General features: G+C 68.8%; 24 protein-coding genes. 12 read left to right on the top strand and 12 right to left on the bottom strand.

Annotation, left to right across the window (positions count from 1 at the left end; translation table 11 throughout):
- The first annotated feature begins 131 nt into the window (after positions 1-131).
- A complete protein-coding gene (locus AT701_RS19045; protein WP_003895256.1) occupies positions 132-575 on the top strand; it encodes a universal stress protein in 444 nt (147 codons plus the stop codon).
- A gap of 3 nt (positions 576-578) precedes the next feature.
- Here AT701_RS19045 and AT701_RS19040 read toward each other — a convergent pair whose 3' ends face one another.
- Positions 579-1,283: an MBL fold metallo-hydrolase gene (locus tag AT701_RS19040; protein ID WP_003895255.1), complete on the bottom strand. Its 705-nt coding sequence runs from the start codon at positions 1,281-1,283 to the stop codon at positions 579-581.
- A 120-nt stretch (positions 1,284-1,403) separates the two neighbouring features.
- Here AT701_RS19040 and uvrA point away from each other — a divergent pair, with 120 nt between their 5' ends.
- Positions 1,404-4,298 carry an excinuclease ABC subunit UvrA gene (uvrA, locus tag AT701_RS19035; protein WP_003895254.1) on the top strand — a complete coding sequence of 965 codons (2,895 nt, stop codon included), beginning with the start codon at positions 1,404-1,406 and terminating at the stop codon, positions 4,296-4,298.
- Here the strand turns inward: uvrA and AT701_RS19030 are convergent.
- Positions 4,295-5,098: an LLM class F420-dependent oxidoreductase gene (locus AT701_RS19030; RefSeq protein ID WP_011729343.1), complete on the bottom strand. Its 804-nt coding sequence runs from the start codon at positions 5,096-5,098 to the stop codon at positions 4,295-4,297. The two genes, uvrA and AT701_RS19030, sit on opposite strands and share 4 nt — an antisense overlap.
- A gap of 155 nt (positions 5,099-5,253) precedes the next feature.
- On the opposite strand from AT701_RS19030, the gene AT701_RS19025 reads away from it, so the two are divergent.
- Complete coding sequence (locus tag AT701_RS19025) at positions 5,254-5,967, top strand: SDR family NAD(P)-dependent oxidoreductase (protein WP_003895251.1); 714 nt, start codon at positions 5,254-5,256, stop codon at positions 5,965-5,967.
- On the opposite strand, the gene AT701_RS19020 is transcribed toward AT701_RS19025, so the two are convergent.
- Both AT701_RS19020 and AT701_RS19015 read right to left on the bottom strand, forming a co-directional pair.
- Positions 5,957-7,141, bottom strand: coding sequence for a winged helix DNA-binding domain-containing protein (locus AT701_RS19020; RefSeq protein WP_011729341.1), 1,185 nt, complete (start codon positions 7,139-7,141; stop codon positions 5,957-5,959). The two genes, AT701_RS19025 and AT701_RS19020, sit on opposite strands and share 11 nt — an antisense overlap.
- A gap of 3 nt (positions 7,142-7,144) precedes the next feature.
- The gene (locus AT701_RS19015) at positions 7,145-7,399 is read right to left on the bottom strand and encodes a hypothetical protein (RefSeq protein WP_011729340.1); all 255 of its coding nucleotides are present in this window, start codon (positions 7,397-7,399) and stop codon (positions 7,145-7,147) included.
- Between the two features lie 132 nt (positions 7,400-7,531).
- Here AT701_RS19015 and AT701_RS19010 point away from each other — a divergent pair, with 132 nt between their 5' ends.
- The 3 genes from AT701_RS19010 to AT701_RS19000 all read left to right on the top strand — a co-directional run bounded on the left by AT701_RS19010 (position 7,532) and on the right by AT701_RS19000 (position 10,979).
- Complete coding sequence (locus AT701_RS19010) at positions 7,532-8,008, top strand: lipoprotein LpqH (protein WP_003895248.1); 477 nt, start codon at positions 7,532-7,534, stop codon at positions 8,006-8,008.
- Positions 8,009-8,073: 65 nt separating this feature from the next.
- Positions 8,074-9,795 carry a hypothetical protein gene (locus AT701_RS19005; protein WP_058126400.1) on the top strand — a complete coding sequence of 574 codons (1,722 nt, stop codon included), beginning with the start codon at positions 8,074-8,076 and terminating at the stop codon, positions 9,793-9,795.
- Positions 9,777-10,979, top strand: coding sequence for a CHAT domain-containing protein (locus AT701_RS19000; protein ID WP_014877825.1), 1,203 nt, complete (start codon positions 9,777-9,779; stop codon positions 10,977-10,979). The genes AT701_RS19005 and AT701_RS19000 overlap by 19 nt, the downstream gene beginning before the upstream one ends.
- A gap of 5 nt (positions 10,980-10,984) precedes the next feature.
- On the opposite strand, the gene AT701_RS18995 is transcribed toward AT701_RS19000, so the two are convergent.
- Entirely contained in the window at positions 10,985-11,452 is a 468-nt protein-coding gene (locus AT701_RS18995) for a hypothetical protein (protein ID WP_011729337.1), read from the bottom strand.
- Between the two features lie 64 nt (positions 11,453-11,516).
- Between AT701_RS18995 and AT701_RS18990 the strand changes: the two genes are divergently transcribed.
- Both AT701_RS18990 and AT701_RS18985 read left to right on the top strand, forming a co-directional pair.
- Complete coding sequence (locus AT701_RS18990; RefSeq protein ID WP_029104429.1) at positions 11,517-12,869, top strand: hypothetical protein; 1,353 nt, start codon at positions 11,517-11,519, stop codon at positions 12,867-12,869.
- Positions 12,866-13,894, top strand: coding sequence for a hypothetical protein (locus AT701_RS18985; protein WP_011729335.1), 1,029 nt, complete (start codon positions 12,866-12,868; stop codon positions 13,892-13,894). The genes AT701_RS18990 and AT701_RS18985 overlap by 4 nt, the downstream gene beginning before the upstream one ends.
- Positions 13,895-13,905: 11 nt before the next feature.
- On the opposite strand, the gene AT701_RS18980 is transcribed toward AT701_RS18985, so the two are convergent.
- The 3 genes from AT701_RS18980 to AT701_RS18970 all read right to left on the bottom strand — a co-directional run bounded on the left by AT701_RS18980 (position 13,906) and on the right by AT701_RS18970 (position 19,065).
- A complete protein-coding gene (locus tag AT701_RS18980; protein WP_081319517.1) occupies positions 13,906-15,270 on the bottom strand; it encodes an alpha/beta hydrolase in 1,365 nt (454 codons plus the stop codon).
- Between the two features lie 47 nt (positions 15,271-15,317).
- Positions 15,318-18,638 carry a bifunctional lysylphosphatidylglycerol synthetase/lysine--tRNA ligase LysX gene (gene lysX, locus AT701_RS18975; RefSeq protein ID WP_058126399.1) on the bottom strand — a complete coding sequence of 1,107 codons (3,321 nt, stop codon included), beginning with the start codon at positions 18,636-18,638 and terminating at the stop codon, positions 15,318-15,320.
- 67 nt (positions 18,639-18,705) lie between these two features.
- A complete protein-coding gene (locus tag AT701_RS18970) occupies positions 18,706-19,065 on the bottom strand; it encodes a DUF1844 domain-containing protein (RefSeq protein ID WP_003895240.1) in 360 nt (119 codons plus the stop codon).
- Positions 19,066-19,294: 229 nt separating this feature from the next.
- Here AT701_RS18970 and infC point away from each other — a divergent pair, with 229 nt between their 5' ends.
- From infC to AT701_RS18950, 4 genes are read left to right on the top strand one after another with little or no spacing between them, the layout of a single operon-like run.
- Complete coding sequence (infC, locus tag AT701_RS18965) at positions 19,295-19,915, top strand: translation initiation factor IF-3 (RefSeq protein WP_011729330.1); 621 nt, start codon at positions 19,295-19,297, stop codon at positions 19,913-19,915.
- Positions 19,916-19,968: 53 nt separating this feature from the next.
- Positions 19,969-20,163, top strand: a complete 195-nt coding sequence (gene rpmI, locus AT701_RS18960) for a 50S ribosomal protein L35 (protein ID WP_003895238.1) — start codon at positions 19,969-19,971, stop codon at positions 20,161-20,163.
- A gap of 40 nt (positions 20,164-20,203) precedes the next feature.
- Positions 20,204-20,593: a 50S ribosomal protein L20 gene (gene rplT / locus AT701_RS18955; RefSeq protein ID WP_003895237.1), complete on the top strand. Its 390-nt coding sequence runs from the start codon at positions 20,204-20,206 to the stop codon at positions 20,591-20,593.
- Between the two features lie 23 nt (positions 20,594-20,616).
- Complete coding sequence (locus AT701_RS18950; RefSeq protein ID WP_003895236.1) at positions 20,617-21,375, top strand: TrmH family RNA methyltransferase; 759 nt, start codon at positions 20,617-20,619, stop codon at positions 21,373-21,375.
- A gap of 5 nt (positions 21,376-21,380) precedes the next feature.
- Here the strand turns inward: AT701_RS18950 and AT701_RS18945 are convergent, their stop codons facing one another.
- The 4 genes from AT701_RS18945 to AT701_RS18930 are packed head-to-tail and all read right to left on the bottom strand — an operon-like array spanning position 21,381 to position 26,303.
- Positions 21,381-22,772, bottom strand: a complete 1,392-nt coding sequence (locus AT701_RS18945) for a GntP family permease (protein ID WP_003895235.1) — start codon at positions 22,770-22,772, stop codon at positions 21,381-21,383.
- A 29-nt stretch (positions 22,773-22,801) separates the two neighbouring features.
- On the bottom strand, positions 22,802-23,431 hold the full coding sequence (locus AT701_RS18940; RefSeq protein ID WP_011729327.1) for a bifunctional 4-hydroxy-2-oxoglutarate aldolase/2-dehydro-3-deoxy-phosphogluconate aldolase: 630 nt from the start codon (positions 23,429-23,431) through the stop codon (positions 22,802-22,804).
- Positions 23,428-25,029: an N-acyl-D-amino-acid deacylase family protein gene (locus tag AT701_RS18935; RefSeq protein WP_011729326.1), complete on the bottom strand. Its 1,602-nt coding sequence runs from the start codon at positions 25,027-25,029 to the stop codon at positions 23,428-23,430. The genes AT701_RS18940 and AT701_RS18935 overlap by 4 nt, the downstream gene beginning before the upstream one ends.
- A complete protein-coding gene (locus tag AT701_RS18930) occupies positions 25,029-26,303 on the bottom strand; it encodes an amino acid deaminase (RefSeq protein ID WP_011729325.1) in 1,275 nt (424 codons plus the stop codon). The genes AT701_RS18935 and AT701_RS18930 overlap by 1 nt, the downstream gene beginning before the upstream one ends.
- Positions 26,304-26,425: the final 122 nt, after the last annotated feature.

The following is a 26,425-nucleotide window of genomic DNA, read 5'->3' as shown; positions in this document are numbered from 1 at the left end:
ACAGGCGTCACGTGGCATCAACCGTGTGCGGTTTGCCTGCTGTGCGTGCGGGTGTCGTGATTCGCGCCCCATCGCAGCCGGCACCGGTTACTGTCTCGGGTGGCGTTGCAACTGACAGTGGGAGGGTATGGATGAGCGCATATCAAACCGTGGTGGTCGGCACGGACGGATCCGATTCGTCGTTGCGTGCCGTGGACCGCGCCGGTCAGATTGCCGCCGCATCGAACGCGAAGTTGATCATCGCCACCGCCTACTTCCCCCAGAGCGAGGACTCGCGTGCGGCCGACGTCCTCAAGGACGAGGGCTACAAGATGGCAGGCAACGCCCCGATCTACGCCATTCTGCGTGAGGCCAACGACCGCGCCAAGGCCGCCGGTGCGACCGACATCGAGGAGCGCCCCGTCGTCGGCGCCCCGGTCGACGCGCTCGTCGAGCTCGCCGACGAGGTCAAGGCCGATCTGCTGGTCGTCGGCAACGTCGGCCTGAGCACCATCGCCGGCCGGCTGCTCGGCTCGGTGCCCGCGAACGTGGCACGCCGGTCCAAGACCGACGTGCTCATCGTCCACACCAGCTAGGGCTCACCAGCCCCGTTCACGCCACTCGGCCAGGCTCGGACGCTCCGCGCCGAGAGTGGTGTCGTCACCGTGCCCGGGGTAGACGACCGTGCGGTCGTCGTAGACGTCGAACACCTTGGTGGTGACGTCGCCCAGCAGCGTCTCGAAGTCGCCCGGCTTCCACGTCTTGCCGACGCCGCCCGGGAACAGGCAGTCGCCGGTGAACAGGTGCGTGGGCCCGTCGGCGCCATCGGCACCCGCGAGGGCCAGTGCCACCGAACCGGGCGTGTGGCCCTGTAGGTGGATGGCGTCGAAAGTGAGGTTGCCGACGGTGATCTTGTCGCCGTCGGACAGGATCCGGTCCGGCTTGACGGGCAACGCGCCGGCGTCGAGCGCATGCGCGGCGGTCGGGGCTCCTGTGGCTTCTGTCACGGCCTGCAGCGCGAGCCAGTGGTCCTGATGTTGATGGGTGGTGACGATCAGTGACACCTTCGGCGCGTGCTGCTCGACGAGTCCGATGATCACCTCGGCGTCGTTGGCCGCGTCGATCAGCAGCGTCTCGCCGGTAGATCTGCAGGTCACCAGGTAGCAGTTGTTGTCCATGGGACCCACCGACGCCTTGACGATCGTGGCGTCGGCGAGGGTGCGCCGCGCTGCGGTTCCTGGCTCGACGTGTCCGGTGTAGGTGTCGTCGACCGTGATGCTGGATGGCGTCTCAGATGGGGTCATAGCGCCACCGTATCGGGCTTGTCGGTGGTGGCGCATAGCATGGGCATGAACTGCGTCATGCGGGGTACAGAGCATGTCCGGACCGCATGTCTGGACCCTCGCCGACCAGGAAGGAAACCGTTGGCTGACCGTCTTGTTGTCAAGGGTGCCCGCGAGCACAACCTGCGTGGTGTCGACCTCGACCTGCCACGCGATGCCTTGATCGTGTTCACCGGATTGTCCGGTTCCGGTAAGTCCTCGTTGGCGTTCGACACCATCTTCGCCGAGGGCCAGCGCCGCTATGTGGAGTCGCTGTCGGCCTACGCCAGGCAGTTCCTCGGCCAGATGGACAAACCGGACGTCGACTTCATCGAGGGTCTGTCGCCCGCGGTGTCGATCGACCAGAAGTCCACCAACCGCAACCCGCGGTCGACGGTCGGCACCATCACCGAGGTCTACGACTACCTCCGTCTGCTGTACGCCCGCGCCGGTACGCCGCACTGTCCGGTGTGCGGTGAGCGCATCGCGCGGCAGACGCCGCAGCAGATCGTCGACCAGGTGCTCGCGATGGACGAGGGGCTGCGGTTCCAGGTGCTCGCGCCCGTCGTGCGCACGCGCAAGGGTGAGTTCGTCGACCTGTTCGAGAAGCTCAACAGCCAGGGTTACAGCCGTGTCCGCGTGGACGGCGTGGTGTATCCGCTGACCGACCCGCCCAAGCTCAAGAAGCAGGAGAAGCACGACATCGAGGTGGTCGTCGACCGCCTCACGGTCAAGGCCTCCGCCAAACAGCGGCTCACGGATTCGATCGAGACCGCGCTGAACCTCGCCGACGGCATCGTGGTGCTGGAGTTCGTCGACCGCGAGGACGACCACCCGCACCGCGAGCAGCGGTTCTCCGAGAAACTGGCATGCCCCAACGGTCACCCGCTGGCCGTGGACGACCTCGAACCCCGTTCGTTCTCGTTCAACTCGCCGTACGGCGCGTGCCCCGAGTGCACGGGCCTGGGCATCCGCAAAGAGGTCGATCCCGATCTCGTGGTGCCCGATCCTGAGCTGACGCTCGCGGAGGGCGCCGTCGCGCCGTGGTCGGTGGGCCAGAGCGCCGAGTACTTCACGCGCATGCTGGCGGGTCTCGGTGAGGAGATGGGGTTCGACGTCAACACCCCGTGGAAGAAGCTTCCCGCCAAGGCGCGCAGGGCGATCCTCGAGGGCTGCGACCACCAGGTGCATGTGCGGTACAAGAACCGTTACGGACGCACCCGGTCCTACTACGCCGACTTCGAAGGCGTCATGGCGTTTTTGCAGCGCCGCATGGAGCAGACCGACTCCGAGCAGATGAAAGAGCGCTACGAGGGCTTCATGCGCGACATCCCCTGCCCGGAATGCAACGGCACGCGCCTCAAGCCCGAGATCCTCGCCGTCACGCTGTCGGCAGGGGACTTCGGCGCGAAGTCCATCGCGCAGGTCGCCGAACTGTCGATCGCCGACTGCGCCGACTTCCTCAACTCGCTGACGCTGGGGCCGCGCGAGCAGGCCATCGCGGGCCAGGTGCTCAAGGAGATCCAGTCGCGGCTGGGCTTTTTGCTCGACGTGGGGCTGGACTACCTGTCGCTCTCGCGCGCCGCGGCGACGCTGTCCGGCGGTGAGGCGCAACGCATCCGGCTCGCGACCCAGATCGGTTCGGGCCTCGTGGGCGTGCTCTACGTGCTCGACGAACCGTCGATCGGTCTGCACCAGCGCGACAACCGCAGGCTCATCGACACCCTGGTGCGCCTGCGCGACCTCGGCAACACGCTCATCGTCGTCGAGCACGACCTCGACACCATCGCGCACGCCGACTGGGTCGTCGACATCGGCCCGGCCGCAGGCGAGCACGGCGGCCAGATCGTGCACAGCGGCACCTACGACGATCTGCTGCGCAATCCCGAATCGCTCACGGGCGCATATCTTTCCGGCAAGGAGAGCATCGAGGTTCCGGCGATCCGCCGTCCTGTCGACAAGAAGCGGCAGATCACGGTGGTCGGCGCGCGGGAGAACAACCTCAAGGAGATCGACGTCGCGTTCCCGCTCGGGGTGCTGACCTCGGTCACCGGCGTGTCGGGTTCGGGCAAGTCGACCATGGTCAACGACATCCTGGCCACGGTGCTCGCCAACAAGCTCAACGGCGCTCGCCTGGTGCCGGGGCGTCACACCCGCGTCAACGGGCTCGACCAGCTCGACAAGCTCGTGCGCGTGGACCAGTCGCCCATCGGGCGGACCCCGCGGTCCAACCCGGCGACGTACACGGGCGTGTTCGACAAGATCCGGTCGCTGTTCGCCGCGACCACCGAGGCGAAGGTCCGCGGCTACCAGCCGGGCCGGTTCTCGTTCAACGTCAAGGGCGGCCGGTGCGAGGCCTGCTCGGGTGACGGCACCATCAAGATCGAGATGAACTTCCTACCGGACGTCTACGTCCCGTGCGAGGTGTGCCACGGCGCCCGCTACAACCGCGAGACGCTCGAGGTCCACTACAAGGGCAAGACCATCTCCGAGGTCCTCGACATGTCGATCGAGGAGGCGACGGAGTTCTTCGAGCCCATCAGCTCGATCCACCGCTACCTCAAGACGCTGGTCGACGTGGGTCTGGGGTACGTGCGGCTGGGGCAGCCCGCGCCGACGCTGTCCGGTGGTGAGGCCCAGCGTGTCAAGCTGGCCGCCGAGCTGCAGAAGCGCTCGACGGGTCGCACCATCTACATCCTCGACGAGCCCACCACTGGCCTGCACTTCGAGGACATCCGCAAGCTGCTCAAGGTGATCAACGGCCTTGTCGACAAAGGCAACACGGTCATCGTCATCGAGCACAACCTCGACGTCATCAAGACCTCCGACTGGATCATCGACATGGGTCCGGAAGGCGGCGCAGGCGGTGGCACCGTGGTCGCACAGGGCACACCCGAGGACGTCGCGGCCAACCCGGACAGCTACACGGGCAAGTTCCTTGCGGAGTTGCTCGACGTACCCACCCCGAAGCGCAAGCGGCGCAAGGTCAGCGCCTAACCGAACAACACCGGGGCCAGGAGCCGGGCAGCCGCGACACCGCTCGGCTGCGTATCGTTGTGCAGCACACTGAGATAGACATGGTCCGCGCCGGCCTCCCGGTGCCGTCGGGCCTGTTTCGCGATGTCGTCGGCGCTGCCCCAAGCGACCAGTCGATCCACCAGGTCATCGCTGACCGTCGCGATGTCGGTTTCAGAGAAGCCTTGGCGCAGCGCCGAGTTCACGTAGCTGCGCATGCCCATCAGGAACCGAAGCGGCACCCGTGCCGTCTCCCGGGCCGCGTCCGCGTCGGTGTCCAGAACCGCATACAGACCGACGACGAGAAGCCGGTCGGGGCCGAGGCGTTCGCGCGCGATTGCTGTGTACTCCGGTGTCACCATCCCTGGCATCGCACCGCCGAAACGGTCGCGGGCGGTGTCGAGCATGCGTGGACCGAACGCGGCCAGCAGGCGACGCTCGCGGGGGATTGCGCCGAGTTCGTCGACGTAGGCGCCCAGTGCGGCCCTCGGACGGGGCTGTGACGACGAACCGAGTCCGATCATGAGCCGCCCGGGCGCGGCAACCTCCGCGCGGCCGAAGAGGTCGACGACGGCGTCGGGCCCGTAGACATCGGGCGGGATGATCGCCGGCGCGACGGCGGCCCGCCGCGTCGTCGCCAGCAGATCCGTGAGGCGTTCCAACCGGTCGAGTTGCCCGCCGTTGACCCACAGAGCGCCGAAGCCGAGGGCTTCGATCTCTTCAGCCCCCGGGGTGCCGGGGGTGACGGTGAGTCCGAAGGTGCCGAGGTCGATGTGAACCATGCGGCCACCGTAGGACCGCAACCAAGGTTCAGGTCAACCGCGGCGGCGGTTGCGGCAACGGATGGGCACCCTCGGGCCTCAAGCCGTCGAACAGGATTCCGAGGTAGCGCTGCCACAACCACTCGGTCATCTTCGTCGGCTTCGAAGGGGAGATCATGAAACTGCACGGCGCCACCGCACTCGTCACGGGTGCCAACCGGGGCCTCGGGCACCACCTCGCGGTCGAACTGATCCGCCGCGGTGCCAAGGTGTACGCCACCGCGCGGCGCCCTGAACTCGTCGATGTCCCGGGTGCGCACGTGCTGCGGCTCGACATCACCGATCAGTGGTCCGTCGAAGCCGCCGCCGCGGCGGCCGATGACGTCGACGTGCTGATCAACAACGCGGCATTCACCGACGGCGGCAACCTCGTCACGGGTGACCTCGCCAAGATCCGGGCGACGATGGATTCGAACTACTACGGCACGCTGGCCATGATCCGCGCGTTCGCGCCGATCCTGGCCCGCAACGGCGGGGGAGCCATTCTCAACGTGCTGTCCGTTGCGGCGTGGAGAACCGTCGACGGCAACACGTCCTATGCCGCCGCGAAATCCGCGGAATGGGGGTTGACCAACGGTGTTCGCGTGGAACTCGCGCGCCAGGGCACCCACGTCGCCGCTCTGGTACCCGGGCTGATCCGCACCGACACGCTGCTCGAGTTCGCCCGCGGCAACGGGATCGAACTGCCCGAGGAACACATGAACGAACCCGCCGACCTCGCCCGGATGGCCCTCGACGGGCTCGAAGCCGGTGAGGTCGAGATCATCGATCGGATGAGCGTGGACGCGAAAGCTGCTCTGGCCGGCCCGCCGGTCACGCTCAGCCTGTGAACTGGCCTTTCGACAGCGGTGAGGGGAAGCGCGGTTTGACGCGAGTGCCGTTGAGCCACTCGGTGAGGTCATCGGCCTTGCGCTGCAGCAGCTTCCGTGCAGCGCGGCCGATATCGGTGCACAGTCGCACGTCGACGCGCCCGTCGGCGTCGTGTGCCCAGGCGCCCACGACACGCCCGTCGCACCACACGGTGGGCCCGGCGTTGCCGTTGCGGTCGAACACCTGATCCCGGAGACCGTCGAGGTACCAGTCGCGGTCGAACCAACCCATGGTCGTGACGTCGAGGCCCGGGAGCAGCGCGACCCACGGCTGCGGTTCCGGCTCGGGATCGAGGTCGTCGGGCAGGACGTAGCCGGGCGCGTCGCAGCCTTCGAGTTCGACCTCCACGGCACCGATGTCGCGCAGCGCGTGGCGCGCCCAGGTCAGGGTGTGACCGAACCACCACTTCACGTCGGTGACGGTCGCGGGCCCGAATGTCGCGAGCCAGCGGCGCACCAGTTCGGCGCGGGCTTCATCGGCGGGCGCGGGCACGTACGGCGCGCCGAGCCAGTCGGCCGTGGCCGCCCAGCGCGGCCGTGACACCGTCCACGAACCCTCGTTCGGGCCCCTCATGATCTCACCGTGCACGCCGAGAACTGTCAGAACCCTTGGCGCCAACGGTGTCTCGCCGCCATAGCTCTTACCCGGTGCGGGGTCGTGGCTTCCGGCGAGTTCCGGCAGAGCTTCCCGCAACTCCCGGGCGCCGGTGGGGCCGTGTTTCTCCAGATGGCGCAGCACCGCCGCGCGTGCCACCTTGACCCAGGTCTCCCCGTCGGGTTCCAACCCGGCGTTGTGCGCATCCGCGGCCAGTTTGCGCAGTTCGTTGGCCGCCACCCGGTCACTGGCCGCGGACTGGATGAACGGCAGATCCTCGACGCCGACCAGCCACAGTGTGCGGCGCATCGCGAGGTGCTTGACCACGGTACGCCGCTCGTACAGTTCGGTGTCCAGATCGGCGACGGTGAACCTCCGAAGGCGTGCCCACAGCGAGAGATACGGTGTCGCCGGGTCGGTCGCGTGCAGTCCGACGAAGCTGCGCGCGGCGGCGGCGGGTGACGCGGCGGGGTTCTCAGGGCTCAGGAAGTGGCGTCGCGCAAGCCGTGTCCGTCGCTCCGCGATCGTGAAAACGCGCATCGCTCAGGACTTCTCGTCCTCGCGCATCGATTTGCGGATCTGCTCGAGGCGTTCGGCGGCCGCGCGTTGGCGTTCCTCGTACTGCTCCTCGACCCGCCTGCCCTCCGGGGTCTCGCCGGCAAGCTCGGACGAGCCGATCGCGGTGCCGTACCGGGTCTCGATCTTCTCCCGCACCGCGTCGAACGTCGGCACACCACCCTCGGTGTATCCGGTCTCCTCCGGCTGTGGTGCGGGTCCGGGATCGGGCTGATCGGTCATGAGCCCCACCGTACCTGTGAACCGCCCCGACCTGCGCTGACCCGCACTTCTTGGGATCGGTAGCGACCTGCGCGCCTTTGACTGAGGACACGACGGAGCCATCGGGGCGACGCGCAAGGTAAGGGGACGAACATGAATCGTGTCATCGCAGGAACCATGGGACTGCTCGCGGCCGGCACCATCCTGGTCGGCTGCTCGGACGACAAACCGCAGGCCACACCCAGCCCGGCCGCCGCCGACGTGAAGACGGGCGGGAACACCCAGGTCAAGGTCGACGGCAAGGACCTTCCCGGTCTGGACCTGAACTCGGTGACCTGCGTCAAGGAGGGCGGGCGGATCAACGTGGGCAGTGCCGCGATCGGCGGGCAACAGGGCCTCGGTGTGGTGATGACCGACGAGGCCAGCCCGAAGGTCGAATCACTGGGTCTGGTCTACGACGGCAGCGCGCTCGCCGTCAGCGAGAACATGGGCGTCAAGGTCGGTTCGGCCAAGGTCGAGGTCGACGGCGACACCTATACGATCACGGGCGAGGCCGCCGGCGCCGACATGCAGAACCCGATGGCCGGGATGATCAGCAAGCCGTTCACCATCACGGTGAGCTGCAGCTGATCCCTCCCGGGCGGCGGGCGTGCCTCAGACCTCCGGCACGCCCGCCGCTTCCATATGATGCGAACGTGACCATCGCGGGGGAGTTGGAGCGCGCGCGTCACCTCATGTTGTCGGCCGACGAAGACCAGGCGCGTGATCTCCTGGTGAGCCTGATGCCGCGCATCGAGCAGGCCGATCGCGACGACTACGCCCTCGAGGTCTTCGCCCTGCTGGGCGAGATCTATCTGGTGCGCAGCGCCTACGACGGTGTCGGCGAATGCATTCGGCGCATCGGGGACTGCCTGGGCATCTACACCGCGATCCGCGCGGGCCGCATGCCCGAGGCCGCCGCCCAGGTGCGCATGTCCGACGCCGACGTCGACCACATGATCTGCCGGTACACCCGTCGCGCCGAGTTCCTCGCCGCAGGTCTTGCCGCCGCGCGGGGTGACCATGACCGCGCCGCCGAACACCTCGACACCCTGATCGATTCGGTGGGCCCCGAGGATCTCGACGCCGAGCACCGGCGCCTCGGCATCCACGCGCGCATCCTCGTCGCCACGGGCCTGTGTGACGACGACCTGTACGCACGCTCGGCGCCGCTGTGGGACGCAGTCCTCGAATCAGTGACACGCTCAGGGGGCGGCGATCCAGAGGACGATCACCTGTTCATCGCGGGGGCGCTGGGTTACGGCCGGTTCTGCGCCGAATCCGGGCGGCTGGAGGAAGCGCAACCGTGGCTGCGGCGGGCCGGCGCGCGAGCCGACGCCCGCGGGTGGGCGTTGCCGCGGGCCCGCACCCAGTTGGAACGCGCCGCGGCATGCTGGACTGCGGGACAGTACGCCGAGACCCAGGACCTCGTCACCGAGGCGTACCCGGTGATCGCCGACCACGCCCGCGCGCACGACGTGTCCCGGAGCTGGCTGTACTTCGGCCTGATCCGGTTGGGAATCGGCAGGCTGCAGGAGGCGAACACCTGCTGGGAGCACGCCGAGCGGCACTGGCGCGAGCTCGGGAAGCCTCTGTACATCCACCGGATCCTGTTGCAGCGCAGCTGGTTGTCGATCTTCCGTGGCGCGTTCGACGAGGCCACACAACTGGTCGCCGAGGCGCGAGAACTCCTGGATTCCTCACCGCGGCACAGCTGGCTGCAGTACGCACGCCTCGACGACCACCTGGGCAACATCCTGCGCGCCGAGGCCCTGGCCGAGATGGGCTTCGACGGCCTCGGCACACCGGAGCAGACCTGGCAACAGGTCGAGGCCACACACAGATCCGGTAAAGGGGTTTTCCGGTGCCGTCCGGGCAGCCGGAAGTGGCTTCGGGGCACCGCGAAACTCGAACAGGCCGCCGAACTCAAGGTGCCCGCCGCGCTCGCGGTCGACTCGGTGCGCTACACCATCGACGATGCGGGCGCCCGGATGCGCTGGGCCAGTTGGGTCTCGGCGCCGATGCTGGCCGGAGCGTTCGCGGTGGCGTGGGAATGGGACAACACCGAGCTGATCAGTGAGCTGGTCGAATACCACAGCGCGCGGGGCACCTTCAGCGCCGAGCCGATCGGTCAGACGGCGGGTGACTGGGCCGCGACGGCCACGGCACCGGTCCCGGTGGAGGCCGAACTCGCGCCGGCGGTCGCGGCGAACGCGGGCACCCCGGGATCGGGTGGACTCACGCGTCTCGGCCCGTTGCCTCCACTGCGGATGGATCCGCAGACGGGTCCGATCCTGAGCCGCTACCGCGAACTGGCTTGGCAGCGCTACGGCCGTGAAATCACCTCGGCTGAGCCCGAATGGGCGACCTGGCCGTGACCGCGACACTGGTACTGCGATTCGCTGACGTGGGCGTCGCGACCTACGCGACCCTGCGGGTGGTGGGGGAGCCGGCACGCACGCTCAAATGGGTGCTCGAAGAACCTGCTCTGCCCGCCGTCTACAGCGCGCTCGACGACGCGCTGCCCGACCCCCGCGGTGGCGAAACCGTCGCTGCTGCCGTCGAAAGATCCTTGACCGCAGGACCGTTCGCCGACCCAAAACGGGAACTCAAGTTCGCGAAGGAACTCGGCTCGCACCTGATCCCCAAACCGGCCTGGAATCTGTTGATCGACTGCGTGTCCGCGCCGCGGGCCACGCTGTTCGTCACACCGAGCCCCAAGCTGGCACGCGTGCCATGGGGTCAACTCGCGATGCCCGGGCTGCACAAGTTCCGGCTCATGGAACTCGTCGACGTACTGATGGCCGTGCCGCCCAACATCGTCCACGCGCCACGCCGGTCGGTGAGCTGGACCACGCGTCGCGACAACCCGGCGCTGCTGGTGCTGGACCCCCGAATCCCCGGGCAGCGCCCCGATTCCGCGCTCGGATCGGTCCTCGGCAGGCCCACACCCGGCACACCGCTGTCGCGTCACTTCGCCACTGCGGTGGCGCAGCGGCAGGTCCTGCCGCGGGTCGATGGACCGGTCGACCTCTTCCGCAGGCCCGACGCCGACCGCGGCTGGCTGGCACGGGCCTGCGAACACGAACCGTCGCGCATGCTTTACGTCGGGCACGCGAGCGCCGCCGAGGGCGACACCGCCGACCGCGCCGCGCTGCACCTCGCCGAACCGGAACCGCTGAGCGCGGCCGACGTCATCGCACAGGCACTTGCGGTACCGCCACGAGTGGCGCTGCTGGCCTGCGCATCCGGCGGTGACTACCGGTTCGACGAGGCCACGGGTCTGGTGGCGGCCATGGTGCTCGGTGGCGCGCAACTGGTCACCGCCACGTTGTGGCCGTTGCCCACCAGCGCCGGCTATCGCACGTTCACCGCCGACGACGCCGATCCCATGGCCGACACCGTGATCGGGGTCGACCTCGCCCACAACCAGGAACAGGCAGGTATCGCGGTGAACCAGTGGCAGCGCGCGCAGATGCGCCGCTGGCGCGAGGGTGAGGTGACCGCGAGCCCGCTGTACTGGGCGTCGCTGGCGACCTTCGCGGTCGACGGTGCCCGCTGAGCCGGTCAGGGTGACACGCACACCGCGACCGTGCGCTCGTCGCCCGGCCGGTAGTACGCGTCGACCACGCTGCCGGGAAACACCCTGTGCAGTGACGACAACGGAATCAGCGTGGTCTGCCGGGCCGCGAACTGTCCGCCGCCGGTGCGGCTCACCATGAGATCGAGTTCGACCTCACGGAAATCCTCACGCACCACGCCCGTGGTCCGCATCCCGGTGACCACGCCGCGGGATCGGATGCCGGTACGCATCAACGAGACCTGGGTGCTCGTCATCACCCCTTTGCGAATGAGCATCTCGTCGAATTCGGCGGCGAGTTCGGCAAGGGTCACCAGACGTTCGGAGGCTTCCGTGTCTTTTGGGTCGCGCGGGGGGACGTCATCGGATCCTCGCCGTGCCACGGCGGCCCGCAACGCCGTCGCGACGCCGAAGCACGCGATGCACAGGACGGTGAACAGCACGGTGTCGGTCATCGGTCCAGCGTCCGGGACGCCGACGGCTACCGAACCCAAGTTCTGTCCCTCTATCCTGGTGCCGGTGAGCACCGGGTCGGACACTACGCCTGCAGTCGCGGCGGTGCGAGCGGCCCAACCGAGGCGCGCGGTGATCGACCGGGCCTGGCGTGCGATCGGATCCGGCGTCGAGGTGCTCAGCGGCGACGACGGTGCGCCGCTGCGGCGCACCGTCAAACGCATCATCGATCCTCTGGTGCTCCGGTTGCGCAGCAACACCCAGTTCTCCGCGGCCGTGCTCGACCCGGACACCGCTGCCGCGATGCATGCCGAGATCGTCGGCGCCGCACCGCGTCTACGTGCCGCCGCGGCCTGGTTCACGCTGCTCAAACAGGAACGCAGGCGCAGGCGCATCACCACGGGCAACGCGCAGGAACTCTACTTCCCGGCATGCTTCGAACTCGCCGTCGCACGCGGCATGCCCGCGCACGACGCGGATGAGGTGGCGCGCCGGACGCTGGCCGACGTTCACGGCGGCCGGGATCGCACGGCCGTCGAGGTGCTCAACCGTCACATCGAGAGCCCGCAGGTGGTGCGGCAGTTGCAGCGTCAACTGCAGCGCAGCTGGGCCGATGTGACGCCGTCCCAGGCGATCACGGGCCCGTTCTTCTCGGGTCTGACCACGGTGCTCGGGCCCGCCGCCACCCACAACGCCGAAGCCGCGCGGCAACGCGTGTGGTCGGCGCTGATCGCCGACGCCACGCCGCACAACCTCGGTGCGGGCATCCGGCGTCCCGGCGCCAACCCACCCGCCGACCGACCGTGGTCGGTCACCGACATCGGGCTGTGTTCTACTGTGCCGCAACAACCTCCGCCGATCGATACGCCGGAGGGCGGAAACCGGACCCCGGACCCGCCCCTGGACCGAAGCGTGGTCGACCGGGTGCGGGCGACACTGCGGCGTGCGCTCGCCCGCGACGAACTGCCCGACGTGCCACTGCTGTGCGCCGAGGAGGTGGACCGCGCGTGCGCGCCGTGGGGGCTGCTGGCCGAGGACCACCAGGCCGCGCTGCTCGCCGGGATCGAGGTCGCGACCGATCTGCGCCCGTTGGCCGAGGCCGCACCGACGCGCTACGAGGTGTCGTCGCGGATCCAGTCGCGGCTGGCCAAGGAAGCCTATGTGCTGCACGCGCGCCGGTACCTCGCAGGCGGCGAGGCGATCCATCCGCGCCAGCAGCAGGTGGTCGACGACCTCGCGTCGTTCGCGCGGCCGTACACCAGCCGGCTGTGGGCCAGGCTGCACGGCCGTGACGTGTGGCAGGAATCGTGCCGCGACGTCGACGATCTGCGTGCGCTGCTCGAAGGTGTCGCACGCTCGGTGAGCCTGGATCACCGGCAACGGATCAAGTCGATGCTGGAAGTGCAGGTGGCGGGATGACAGATCCGGGGTATCCGCCGCTGCCGTCGGTTGCGGTGCTCGAGGTCAGCGGCGCGGTGTTGTCGTGGATCGTCGACGAAGAACCCAGCACCGCACCGGAGATCAGTTTCACCGATCCGCTTCGGGCGGACTGGCTCTGGCGGGTGGTCGGTGAGCAGGCGCATGTCGCTGTGGTTGAGGGACGCACGGCAGACCTCCAGGTGCTGCCCGGCTCGACCGACGCCCTGCGGCGGTTGGCGCTCGGCCACTGGCTGCGCCGCTGGTGGCCCGCGAGTATCCGCGAAGGCATCGCCGAACTGGATCCCGCGCTGCTCGACGCCGAGATTGCGCTCTCGACCGTCGCCGCCGAGGAGTTCTTCACCGACGACACCCTCGACTCCGACGTGGCGGGCCTGTTGGCGCCACATACCGCACGCCTGGACGCCCTGGCGGCCGAGGGTGATCCCCGCGTCACCGCGCTCATCGACCGGTGCCGGGACCTGGCCGCCGAGATCGGCGTCGACTGGACCGCCACCGTGCCGGTCGGCCCCGTCCGGCGCGCGGACTACGCCCTGGCAGCAGGCTCACGTACCTCGCGGCAAGACGCGATCGCCGGGGGAGTGGCAACCGTGCGGTGGTCGGCCGTGCCGCCCGGGATCTTCGACGCGGCCGAGGACACCGTCGAGTGGTCGGTGCGCAGCGACGGTGGAGCCGTCGACGTCGTTGTCCAGGTGGCTCTTTCGGGGCCGGGTCACGCCGACGGCATCCCGGTGACCGTCCGGTGTGGTGACCACGGCGGCGCGGGTGTGCTCGCTGCCGACGGGCGCGCCGAGATACCGATGGTCACCGGCGGGCGCCCGACGACGGAAACCGAGGCGTGGAACCAGGACTGGAGCACGGCCGTGGTGCACGTGGGCGCCACCGCCGGACCAGACGAGGACGCCCGGACCCGGGCCCGCGTGCGGGCGTTCGCCAGGGCACGACTCGCGGCGCCCACGGCAGACGCGTACCTCGCCGAGATCCTGGCCGCAGAATCCGACTACTGATCAGGCCGGGGCTATTTCGGGCCGGCCGTCTTGCCGCTCTCGATGAACGCCGGCGCGCTCGGCGCGGAGGCGGGCAATCCGACCACCGGGACGTCCGGGGTGCCGATCGCCCCGGCCAGCCACGGCAGTGACGCCTTGAACGCCTGTGTCGCGAACGGCCAGTCGTGCGTGCCGGGTTGGGCCTGGACCGCACACGCGATGCCGTGGCTCGAACCCAGCGTGCACAGCGAGTTCGCGGCCTTGGCCTGATCGTTGGGCGCGGTGCCCGGTCCGCCGGTGTTCACGTCGAACCAGCCGGCCACATCCTGATAGTGGCCGTGCCGGTTGATCACCGTGGTCGGGTCGAACGCGTCCCACGCCGCGGCGTTGCCGCCGAACAGCCGGTCGATGGTCTGGGCCTTGGTGCCCGAGTTCGGTGTGAGGTCACCGGCGATGTCGACGAACGCGCTGAACATGTCGGGGTGCATGACGGCCAGATCCACCGCGCAGGTGCCGCCCATCGACCAGCCCACGATGCCCCAGTTGGCGGCCGCGGCGCTCACGCCGTAGTGCGCTTCCAGGTACGGCACAACGTCTTTCGTGAGGTGATCGGCGGCGTTGCCGCGGCTGCCGTTGACGCATTCGGTGTCGTTGTTGAACGCACCGCCCGGGTCGACGAACACCAGCACGGGTGCGAAGCCGTGGTGGGAGGCCGCGAAAGCGTCCACGGTGGAGATGACGTTGCCCGCGCGCATCCAGTCGGCGGGCGTGTTGAACTCGCCGCCGATCATCATCACAGTCGGCAGCTTCGGCGGCGGATTGGCCGCGAACCACGCCGGCGGCAGGTACACGTACTCCTGGCGGTGCCGGAAACCCGATGCGGTGTTCGGGATCTGGACGGGCACCACGGTGCCCTTGGCGGGAACCGCCCCGTCGCGCTGCATCGCGGCCACCGTCACCTGATCGGTCTGGTCGGGCAGCGGCCCGGCCGTCAACTGGTTCCACGCGGTCTGCACCCACGGGAAGTAGCCGACCCACAGGTTCAAAGCGAGTGCGGCGCACAGCACGCTCATGGGGATCGCGAGCGCCGACGCCCCCCGCCGCCACCACCGGCTGCGCGGCCAACCGGCCACCAGCACCACCACCGTGGCGCCGCTGATCGCGATCCACACCCACAGTGACCGCGGCGCCGGGTTACCGGCCAGACCCTCGCTCTGGATGTACCAGAACGTGCCCAGCGCCAGGACGGCGCCGACCGCCGCGGCCGCGGGCAGCCAGATGAGATGCCAGCGCCACGTGCGCCGGCCCACGGCCGCGATGAGGATCACGGCCGTGACGACCTGCACTGTCGTCGGTACCCAGCCGTGCATCAGGGACAGGTGGTGGGTGAAGGTCACGGGCCAATCGTGACCGGCGATGCTTACGGTCGGCTGTGCGTTACCTGCTAACGCGGTTTGGCGAGCGGGAACGGCAGCGTCTCACGGATGCTGCGCCCGGTGATCATCATGACCACGCGGTCCACGCCCATGCCCAGGCCGCCGGTCGGCGGCATGGCGTACTCCATGGCCTGCAGGAAGTCCTCGTCGAGTTCCATCGCCTCGGGATCACCACCGGCCGCAAGCAGGGACTGCTCCTGCAGGCGGCGGCGCTGCTCGACCGGATCGGTCAGCTCGCTGTAGGCCGTGCCGAGTTCGACGCCCCACGCCACCAGGTCCCAGCGTTCGGCGACCCCCGGGATGCTGCGGTGCGGCCGGGTCAGCGGCGACACCGACGTCGGGAAGTCCTTGTAGAACGTGGGTTCGGTGGTGCGGTCCTCGACCAGGTGCTCGTACATCTCCAGAACCACCGCACCGGCGTCCCAGTGCGTCAGGTAGGGAATACCGGCCGAATCACACAGGCGCCGAAGCTCGCCCAGCTCGGTCTCGGGCGTGATGTGCTCGCCGATCGCCTCGGAGACCGCGTCGTGCACGGTCTTGACGGCCCACTGCCCGGAGATGTCGACGGGCTCGAGGGTCCCGGCCGGATCGTTCGGGCGGGGCCGCAGGAACACCTGCGCACCGTTGGCGGCCTGTGCCGCGTTCTGGATCAGCTCGCGGCAGCCGTCGATCCACACGTTGTAGTCGGCGTGCGCCTGATAGGCCTCCAGGAGTGTGAACTCGGGGTTGTGGCTGAAGTCGACGCCCTCGTTGCGGAACGCGCGGCCCAGTTCGAAGACCCGCTCGACACCGCCCACGCACAACCGCTTGAGGTACAGCTCGGGTGCGATCCGCAGATACAGGTCCAGGTCGTAGGCGTTGATGTGGGTCAAGAACGGCCTGGCGTTGGCGCCGCCGTGGATTTGCTGCAGGATCGGGGTCTCGACCTCGAGGAAACCCTTGGAGTACAGGGTTTCCCGGATGGCGTGCAACGCGCCGCTGCGTGCGCGGATCAGATCGCGCGCCTCGGTGTTGACGGCCAGGTCGACATAGCGGGCCCGCACACGGGCCTCCTGGTCGGTGAGGCCCTTCCACTTGTCGGGCAGCGGGCGCAGGCACTTGCCGATCAGTCGCCAGCGCTCGACCAGCAGCGAGCGGGTTCCGTTGCGGCTGAAGCCCATCGAACCGGTCACCTCGACGAGGTCGCCCAGGTCGATCGTCGCGGTGAAGTCCGCGGTCTCGCCCTCGGTCAGTGCGGCGTTGTCCAACAGCAATTGGACCTCACCCGACCAGTCCCGCAGTTGCGCGAACAGCACGCCGCCGTAGTCGCGGATCCGCATCACACGGCCGGCCACCGACAGCGTCTCGCCATCGGTGGCGCCAAGGGCCTGAGCGACGGTGTGGCTGGGCGGTTGCCCCACGGGGTAGGCGTCGACGCCGTTGCCCTGCAACGCCTTGAGTTTGGCCATGCGCACGCGGACCTGCTCGGGCAGGCGGGGCTCGTCGTCGGCGTCGGGCAGCTCGCCCTGCAGCCCGGTGACGTCGGGTGCGCTGCCGTCGCGGTGCAGTCGCCCGGACTGCACCAGGGTGTCGGGTGCGGCGATGTGCTCGCCGGTGTGTTGCTTGTTGCGTCGCGAGAACGGAAGCACCAGAAAGCCTTCCGCAATCACCGACGCCACACCGACCCGCGGCACCAGCCGCGCGTCCTCGTAACACGCGTACCGCGGCACCCACTCGGGCTGGTACTTCCTGTTGGAGCGGTACAGGCTCTCCAGCTGCCACCATTTGGAGAAGAACACCAGCAGGGCCCGCCACAGCCGCGCGACCGGCCCGGCACCCAGCTGCGCGCCCTGCTCGAACGCCGAGCGGAACATCGCGAAGTTCAATGAGATCCGGCTGATGCCGATGTCCTCGGCCTGCATGCACAGCTCGCTGACCATCAGCTCGATGGTGCCGTTGGGCGACCGCGGTGAGCGTCGCATGACGTCGAGCGACACACCGTTGCTGCCCCACGGCACGAGCGACAGCATCGCCACCACCTCATCGCCCTGCACGGCCTCGACCAGCAGACAGTCGTCGTCGGCGGGATCGCCCAGCCGGCCCAGCGCCATCGAGAAGCCGCGTTCGGTCTCGGTGTCGCGCCACGCGTCGGCACGCCGGATCACCGCGGCCATCTCCTCGGGTGACAGTTCGCGGTGCCGCCGGATCCGCACCGAGGTGCCTGCCCGGCGCGCGCGGGTCACGGCCTGGCGCACGGCGCGCATGTCGGGTCCCGACAACCGGAAGCGGTCGGGGTGCAGGATCGCCTCGTCGCCCAGTTGCAGCGCGTTGAGACCCGCGGCCCGGTAGGCCTCGGCGCCCGCCAGGCTCGCGCCCATCACGCCGGGTGCCCAGCCGTAGGCCTGGCACAACTGCAACCACGCCGCGATGGCCTGCGGCCACGACTTGGGGTCACCGACGGGGTCGCCACTGGCCAGGCACACGCCGACCTCGACGCGGTAGGTGATTGCGGCGCGTCCGTTCGGCGCGAACACCACCGACTTGTCGCGGCGGGTCGCGAAGTAGCCGAGGGAGTCGTTCTTGCCGTAGAGCTCGAGCAGCCCCCGGATGGCGGACTCGTCCTCACCGGTGAGCGCGTTCGACGCGCGCTGCGATTGGAACAGCACGATCGCCGCGGCCATCAAAGCCAGTGCGCCGAACAGGCCGAAGATCGCGTTGAGGAACGTGTGCGAGTAACCCTCGAACACCTCGGTGGGCACGGTCGCGAACCCGCTGACCCGGTTGACCGCGTACGGCAACCGCCACTCGGGGTCAAGGGTGCCCGGGAACGCCTGCAGCAGTCCCCACGCCACGACGATGCCGATCAGGTTGCCGGCCACCAGCACCGCCGCCGACTTGAGCAGAGCGCCGCGGCGGACCTTGGCCCAGAACTCCTTGCGGGCCACCACCAGGAACACGATCGCCGCGACGTGGAAGGCGATGCCGATGAGCTCGCCGATGTCGTCGGCGACGGTGTCGCCGCCCGCCGCGAGATCGCCCACGTTCCAGCCGATGGCACCCACCAGGTAGAGCACCAGGACCCACCACGCGATGCGCTTGCGGGCCGCCAGCGCGGCGGCCAGCAGCGCCAGGACGAACGCCCAGGCGAAGCTGGTGTCCGGGAAGTTGAAGATGAAGTCGTTGACGAACTCCCGCGGCACCCGGATGAGCGAGCGCACGAGAGGCGAGACGCTGGCGATCAACGAGAGGGTCGCGATGACGCCGACGGTCCAGCCCGCTGCCGCGGGCACCCAGGCCACTCGGGAGGCCGGACGCGCCGGGAGGTGCTCGACGCGACTGATTACGGTCATAGGCCGGGAGAATATGCCCTCTGACCGGGAAAAGCTGGGAGTCGCGCCGCCGCGGCGGCGCGCCGGTTCACCACACCGGACCGGTGTACTTCTCGCCGGGGCCCTGGCCGGGTTCGTCGGGTGCGGCGCTCGCCTCGCGGAACGCCAGTTGCAGGCCCTTGAGCCCGTCGCGCACCGGCCCCGCGTGCGGTCCCAGGTACTCCGCCGACGCCGTCACGAGGCCGGCCAGTGCGGTGATCAGGCGCCGCGCCTCATCGAGGTCGCGGTGTGGGCTATCGTCGGGATTCTCGTGGGACAGCCCGATCTTCTCGGCCGCGGCGCTCATCAACATGACCGCCGCCCGGGTGATCACCTCCACCGCCGGGATCTCGGCCAGGTCGCGCACCTGCGCCTCGGCTGCGTCGGGCGTTACGTTCTGATCGGTCATGCCTGCTAGACTGTCATGTGCGACCGTCCCGGCTCACGCCAGGGACAGTAAGTGGAGTCCCACTCCCACCGTTGGCCACCCCGGTTCAACGGTCCGGTCACCGACATCCTCGGGTGTCGGTTCTGTGCCCGCCGTCACGGTGGCGCAGGCGGCGAACGCCGTTGATCGGTCGGCATGGGCCCTGCTTCGAGCAGGGCTTTTCTGCTCATCGAGCAGAGGTGCGGATGGATTGGGTCTCCTCGTCAGACCCAACATAGGAGGCCCCATCAGCACTGAGACCCGCGTCAACGAGCGCATTCGAGTACCTGAAGTCCGTTTGATCGGCCCCGGTGGGGAGCAGGTAGGCATCGTGCGCATCGAAGACGCTCTCCGCGTCGCCGCGGATGCCGATCTCGACCTTGTCGAAGTAGCTCCCAATGCCAGACCTCCGGTCTGCAAGATCATGGACTACGGCAAGTACAAGTACGAGACGGCCCAGAAGGCGCGCGAGTCTCGCAAGAACCAGCAGCAGACCGTCGTCAAGGAACAGAAGCTGCGTCCCAAGATCGACGACCACGACTACGAGACGAAGAAGGGTCACGTGATCCGCTTCCTCGAGGCCGGGTCGAAGGTCAAGGTGACGATCATGTTCCGCGGTCGTGAGCAGTCGCGGCCCGAACTGGGTTACCGCCTGCTGCAGCGGCTGGGCGCCGACGTCGCCGAGTACGGCTTCGTCGAGACGTCCGCCAAGCAGGACGGCCGCAACATGACGATGGTGCTGGCACCGCACCGCGGCGCGAAGACTCGCGCCAAGGCAGCGGAGCAGGCCGAGCGCCCCGGAGGGCCGGCCCCAGACGAAGACGCTTCGTAGATCCAGTTAGATCCATCCGATCCCTACGGGGATCAACACAGAACTGAGGACTCATGCCCAAGGCAAAGACCCACAGCGGTGCCTCCAAGCGGTTCCGCCGGACCGGTACCGGAAAGATCGTCCGGCAGAAGGCCAACCGTCGTCACTTGCTGGAGCACAAGCCCACCAAGCGCACCCGCCGGCTCGACGGACGTACCACCGTCTCGGCCGCCGACAACAGCCGCATCAACAAGCTGCTCAACGGCTAGTCAAGCCCGCTACCTGCACCGACGAGAATAGGAACATCCAATGGCACGCGTGAAGCGCGCACTCAACGCCCAGAAGAAGCGGCGTACCGTACTGAAGGCCTCCAAGGGTTACCGCGGTCAGCGGTCCCGGCTGTACCGCAAGGCCAAAGAGCAGCAGCTGCACTCGCTCACCTACGCCTACCGGGACCGCCGTGCCCGCAAGGGTGAGTTCCGCAAGCTGTGGATCTCCCGCATCAACGCCGCCGCCCGGGCGAACGACATCACCTACAACCGCCTGATCCAGGGCCTCAAGGCCGCTGGTGTCGAGGTTGACCGCAAGAACCTCGCCGAGCTCGCCGTGAGCGACCCGGCCGCGTTCACCGCGCTGGTCGATGTCGCCCGCGCCGCGCTGCCCGAGGACGTGAACGCGCCCTCCGGAGAGGCCGCCTGACGCTCACCGAGCGTTCTGCCCGCGTGGTGGCGGCGGTCAAGCTGCATCGCCACGTCGGGCGCCGCCGCGCCGCACGCTTCCTTGCCGAGGGACCCAACCTCGTCGAGGCAGCGTTGCGGCGCGGACTCGTTTCCGAGGTGTTCGCCACCGAGGCGGCGCTGGACCGCTTCGGTGCGCTGCTGGCTGACGCGCCGGTCACGCCGGTCACCGAGCGTGCCGCGAAAGCCTTGTCGGACACCGTGACCCCGGTCGGTCTCGTCGCGGTGTGCCGGCTGCCCGAGGTGTCCCTCGACGACGTGCTGGCCGGCCCGGCCGGGCTGATCGCGGTGCCGGTACAGCTGTCCGAACCGGGCAACGCGGGCACCCTGATCCGCGTCGCCGACGCCATGGGCGCCGCGGCAGTCGTGTTGGCGGGCAACAGCGTCGACCCGTACAACAGCAAGTGCCTGCGGGCCTCGGCGGGCAGCATCTTCTCGATCCCGGTTATCAGCGATCCCGACGAGGCCCGCGTGGTGCAGCGCCTGCGCGACGCCGGTCTGCGCGTGCTCGCCACGACGGTCGACGGCGAGGCCGATCTGGACGACCCGGATCTGGAGGCCGAGCTGACCGAGCCGACGGCGTGGCTGTTCGGGCCTGAAGCGCACGGGCTGCCAACGGATCTGGCCGCCATGGCGCACCGCCGTGTGCAGATCCCGATGCCGGGTCACGCCGAGAGCCTCAACATCGCCTCGGCCGCCTCGATCTGCCTGTACCAGAGCGCGCGGGCACAGCGCAGGCGCTGACCCTCTCAGACGACCAGCCAGAGCAGACCCGCCATCGCGAAACCGACCACGGACAGGATGGTTTCGAGCACCGTCCAGGTCTTCAGGGTGTCCTTGACCGACATGTTGAAGTAGCGCGACACGATCCAAAAGCCGCCGTCGTTGACGTGGCTGGCGATGATCGAACCCGCCGACACCGCGACCACGATCAGCGCGATCTGTGCGGGGGAGTGGTGGCCGTCGGCGACCGAGGCCTGGATGATGCCCGCGGTGGTCACGATCGCCACGGTCGCCGAACCCTGCGCGATGCGCAGTGCGCAGCTGATCAGATACGCCGACACGATGACGGGCAGACCGATCGCGGTCATCGAATCGGCAAGGGCGTCACCGATTCCGGTGGCACGCAGCACCGCACCGAAGAAGGCGCCGGCGCCGACCACCAGCAGGATCATGCCGACCGGGCGCAGCGACACCCCTGAGATCTTGGCGAGTTCGGGCGCCGTGATGCCGCGGCGGATGCCCAGCAGGTACAGCGCGAGCATGACCGCGATGGTCAACGCGATCGCCGGGTTGCCGATCAGGGTCAGTACCGACAGCAGCCTGCCGCCGTCGAGCAGCACATCGGCCAGCGTGGCGGCGAGGATGAGCAGCATCGGCGCGACGATGATGAATCCCACCAACAGCAGCGACGGCGGACTGGCGGTGTCGGCCTCGTCCTCCTCGGGCACGAATTCCTCAGGGACCTCGACATGTACGCGCTTGCCGATCCACGCGCCCCACACCACACCACTGACGAACCAGGCCGGGATGCCGCACGCCAGGCCCATGATGATGATCCAGCCCAGGCTCACGCCCAACAACCCGGCGGCGGCCACCGGTCCGGGATGCGGCGGCAGGAACGCATGCGTCATCGACAGGCCGGCCAGCATCGGCAGCGCATACAGCACCAGCGACCGTCCGCCGCGTTTGGCGGCCACGTAGACCAGCGGCGCCAGGATGAAGATGCCGATGTCGAAGAACACCGGGATGCCCAGGATCACGCCCGTGATACCCATGGCCAGCGGGGCGCCCTTTGGCCCGAACAGGTTCAACAGCCTCGTGGTGAGCACGTCGGCGCCGCCGGAGCGTTCGAGCATCGCGCCGAGCACGGTGCCGAGGCCGATGATCACGGTGATGTGGCCGAGGATCCCGCCGAATCCCGTTTCCAGCAGCGAGTCCCCGGATTTCGCCGGCGTGCCGACCAGTTCGGCGACCGGGATGCCTGCGGTCAGTGCGACCGCGACGCTCACGACGATCAACGCGATGAACGGTTCGACCTTCATCTTGATGATCAGCAGCAGAAGGACCGCGATGGACACCGCGGCCAGGGTGAGCAACCCGGCGGTGTCATGGCGCAGCCAGTCGACGAATGTCGTCATTCGAACTCCAGCGGTTGTGTCGGGGCGGGTCAGGAGGTGAGAGCGGTGACGAAGGTGCGTGCGCGCGAGGCGATGTCGTCCCAGTCGCCTGCGGCGACGCGGGCGGGCGGGACGACGCCGGTGCCTGCGCACACCGCGAGGGCACCCGCATCGAGGTAGGCGCGTGCGTTCTCGGCGGTGATGCCGCCGGACGGCAGGAGTTCGACGTCGGGGTAGGGCCCGTGCAGATCCGACAGATATCTCGGGCCGAATCGCCCTGCCGGGAAGATCTTGACCGCCGACGCGCCGAGGTCGACGGCCATGGCGACCTCGGTCGGCGTGAGCGCGCCGAGGAACACCGGCACACCAGCCGAGAGGGCGACCTCGGCCACCCCGGGCCGAACCGCGGGTGTGACAAGGAAACTCGCGCCGTTGTCGATCGCCGCACGGGCCTGATCGGCGGTGAGCACGGTGCCGACGCCCAGCACGACGTCCGATTGTGCGACGGCATCGGCGGCCGAGCGGAGCAGGTCGAGCACCCCGGGTGTGGTGAACGTCAGCTCGACGGTGCGGATGCCACCTGCGGCCAGCGCGTGGCACAGCGCGGCGGCGTCGGGGATCTTATCGGCCCGCACGACGCTGAGCACCCGGTCGGCGCGCAGCACGTCCAACGCGGTCATCGCACGCTCCCGTCCGGTCCGCGCCGCAGTGCCCGTCCCGCGGTCGCACCGGTGGGCTCGCCGTCGTCGAGCGCCGGTCGCCCCCGCACGAACACGTGCGTGAAGCCCGTCGCGGGTTGGCGGGGTTGTTCGAAAGTCGCGGTGTCGGCAACGGTCTGAGGGTCGAACAACACCAGGTCGGCAGCGTATCCGGGACGGATGTACCCGCGATCGGCCAGGCGCAGGCGCGTGGCGGCCCGGCCGGTCAGGTGGCCCACACATTCCTCCAGCGACATCAGGCCGAGCTCACGGCAGTAGTGCCCGAGGTACCGTGCGAACGTGCCCCAGCCGCGCGGATGGGGTTTCGCCCCCACCAGCAGCCCGTCGCTGCCGCCGGTGTGCCGCGGGTGGCGCATGATCGCGCGGACGTTCTCCTCGTGGCCCACGTGTTGCAGGATGCCGGTGCCGAGCCGGTCGTCGCGCAACAGGCCGATGCACACGTCGAAGGGGTCACGATTCTCGTCTGCCGCGATATCGGCGATGGTGCGGCCCACGTAGGCGTCGAAGCGCGGATCGAGCACACCGCTGATCTCGATCGTGTGCCATTCCGCGGTCACACCGTGACAGCCGTCGGATCCGGTCACCTCGAGCTGCTCCCGGATGCGCTGCAGCGCCGTGGAATCCGCCAGACGCGCGATGGTCTCCTCGGCGCTGCCTGCCGACGCCCAGCTGGGCAGGATCGCCGACAGCGTCGTCGCCCCCGGCAGGTACGGGTAGGTGTCGAGACTGATGTCGGCACCTGCCTCGGTCGCCGCGTCGAGCAGCGCGAGCAGTTCCGGCGCGCGGCCCTTGTTCGGGCCGAAGTTGAGCGTCGCGTGCGCCAGGTGCAGGGCACATCCCGACCTGGTCGAGAGATCGATCATCTCGGCATAGGCCTCCATGGCGCCCGCACCGTAGGAGCGGTGGTGCGGGCAGAAGTAGCCGCCGTATTCGGCGACCGTGCGGCACAACGCCACAAGCTCGTCGTTGTCGGCGTACATGCCCGGCGTGTAGGTCAGCCCCGCCGACAGCCCCACCGCGCCCTCGGACATGGCCTGCGCGACGATGCGCTGCATCTCGGCGATCTGCGTTTCCGTCGCGGGAGTCTCATCCCAGCCGACCACGAGCGCGCGCACGACGCCGTGCGGTACCAGATACGCGACGTTGGTGGCGATTCCGCGGTCCAACCGGTCGAGGTATTCACTCACCGAGCGCCAGTTCCATTCGAAGTCCTGTGGATCGGAGTTCCACCCGGCGATCTTGCGGCGCACGCCGGCCAGTACGTCGTCGGTGACCGGTGCATACGACAGTCCGTCCTGCCCGAGCACCTCGGTGGTGACGCCCTGCGTGATGCGCGACGGATGTGCCGGGTTGAGCAGAATCTGCAGATCCGAGTGCGCGTGCATGTCGATGAAACCCGGTGCGAGTACCAGACCGTCGGCGTCGATCACGCGGTCGGCCGACGACGGTGAGATGACGCCGATCTCGGCGATGCGGTCGCCGTCGACCATGACATCTGCGATGTAGCCCGGTTTTTCGGTGCCGTCGATGACGGTGGCCGAGCGGATCAGGGTGCGCATCAGAAGTAGGTGCGGATCATGTCGACGACGTGCGGATCGTCACCGTTGCCGTTGAGCAGCGGGATCCAGCGCCATTTGTCGAACGCCGTACACGGATGGGAAAGGCCCAGCCGTACAACATCGCCCACTTTGACATCGCTGTCGGCGGGCAGAGCCAGGAACGCGTGCTGATCGTTGACTGCGGTGATCTGCGTGCCGGTGAGCGGGCGCGCGGGTGCCCCGAGTTGCGCGGCGACCAGTTGCGGTACCGGAAGGCCCTCGTCGAAGGGGACGTCGCGCTTGCCCGCGTCCAGCAGTGCCAGTTCCGGTTCCGGGCGGGACACCACCCGTGCCCACGCGTGCATGGCCGACCGCAGCCGGTAGCCACCCGGGGTGCGGCCGAACGGCGTGATACCGGTGTAGAAGCCGTCGTCGTGGATGACGTAGGCGCCCGCGCGGACGACGACGCGTACCCGCGGGCCTGCCAGTGGTGCGAGAACCTCGGCCACCACGTCGAAATACGCACTGCCGCCTGCGGTCACGATCACGTCGATGGTGGGGTCGTACAGCCCGCGATCGGTGATCGTCCGGTGCAGCCGAGCCATCTCCTGCAGGTAGGCGCGGACGCGGGCCAGCGACGGTTCGGACGCGTCGTGCGCCAGTGCGCCCTCGTAACCCGCCACGCCCGCGAGTCGCAGCACGCCGCAGGCGGCGATGCGTTCGGCGACCACCATCGCGTCGTCGACCGATCGTGCGCCGGTCCGTCCACCCGATGCGCCGAGCTCGACGAGCACCGGAACCGGCTGCGCCACCGGAACATCCGCGAGCGCGGCGGTCATCGCGTCGACCGTGGCCGTCGAATCGGCCCACGCCACCACATGCAGTTCGGGGTCGTCGGTCATGTGTTGCACGAGCCAACGAAGTGCGCCCGGATCGACCAGGGCGTTGGCCAACAGGATCCGGCGGACCCCGAAATGCACCGCGACACGCACCTGGCTGAAGGTCGCGAGCGTGATCGCGGTAGCGCCGGCCCGCAGCTGCCGCTCCCACAGCGTCGGCGACATGGTGGTCTTGCCGTGCGGCGCGAGGTCGATGCCGTTGTCGGCGCACCACGCGGCCATCGCGGACAGGTTCTGGTCGATCGCGGAATCGTCGAGCGTCAGCACCGGCGTGCTGAACGACGACAGCCGTGGGCGGGTGGCGAGGAACTCCTGGACCGACAGGCCGTCGGCCTCGGAGGGAAGTGCCTTGTCCAGCTCCGACAGGTGTTCGGCGCGCGTCGTAGTGGTTCTCATGTCACCGTCACAATCGGTCTCTACCTGGGTGGTTGCATATAGTGCAACGCATGTTGCAAATTGTGCTGTGACTTGTCTAACATGGCGCCGGTACGTCGTCAACAGATGGCCAACCGGGGGAA

The sequence above is a fragment of the Mycolicibacterium smegmatis genome (assembly GCF_001457595.1).
GTDB lineage: Bacteria > Actinomycetota > Actinomycetes > Mycobacteriales > Mycobacteriaceae > Mycobacterium > Mycobacterium smegmatis.
Note: the sequence above shows the minus strand (reverse complement) of the source record. Positions and strands in the feature narration are given on the sequence as shown.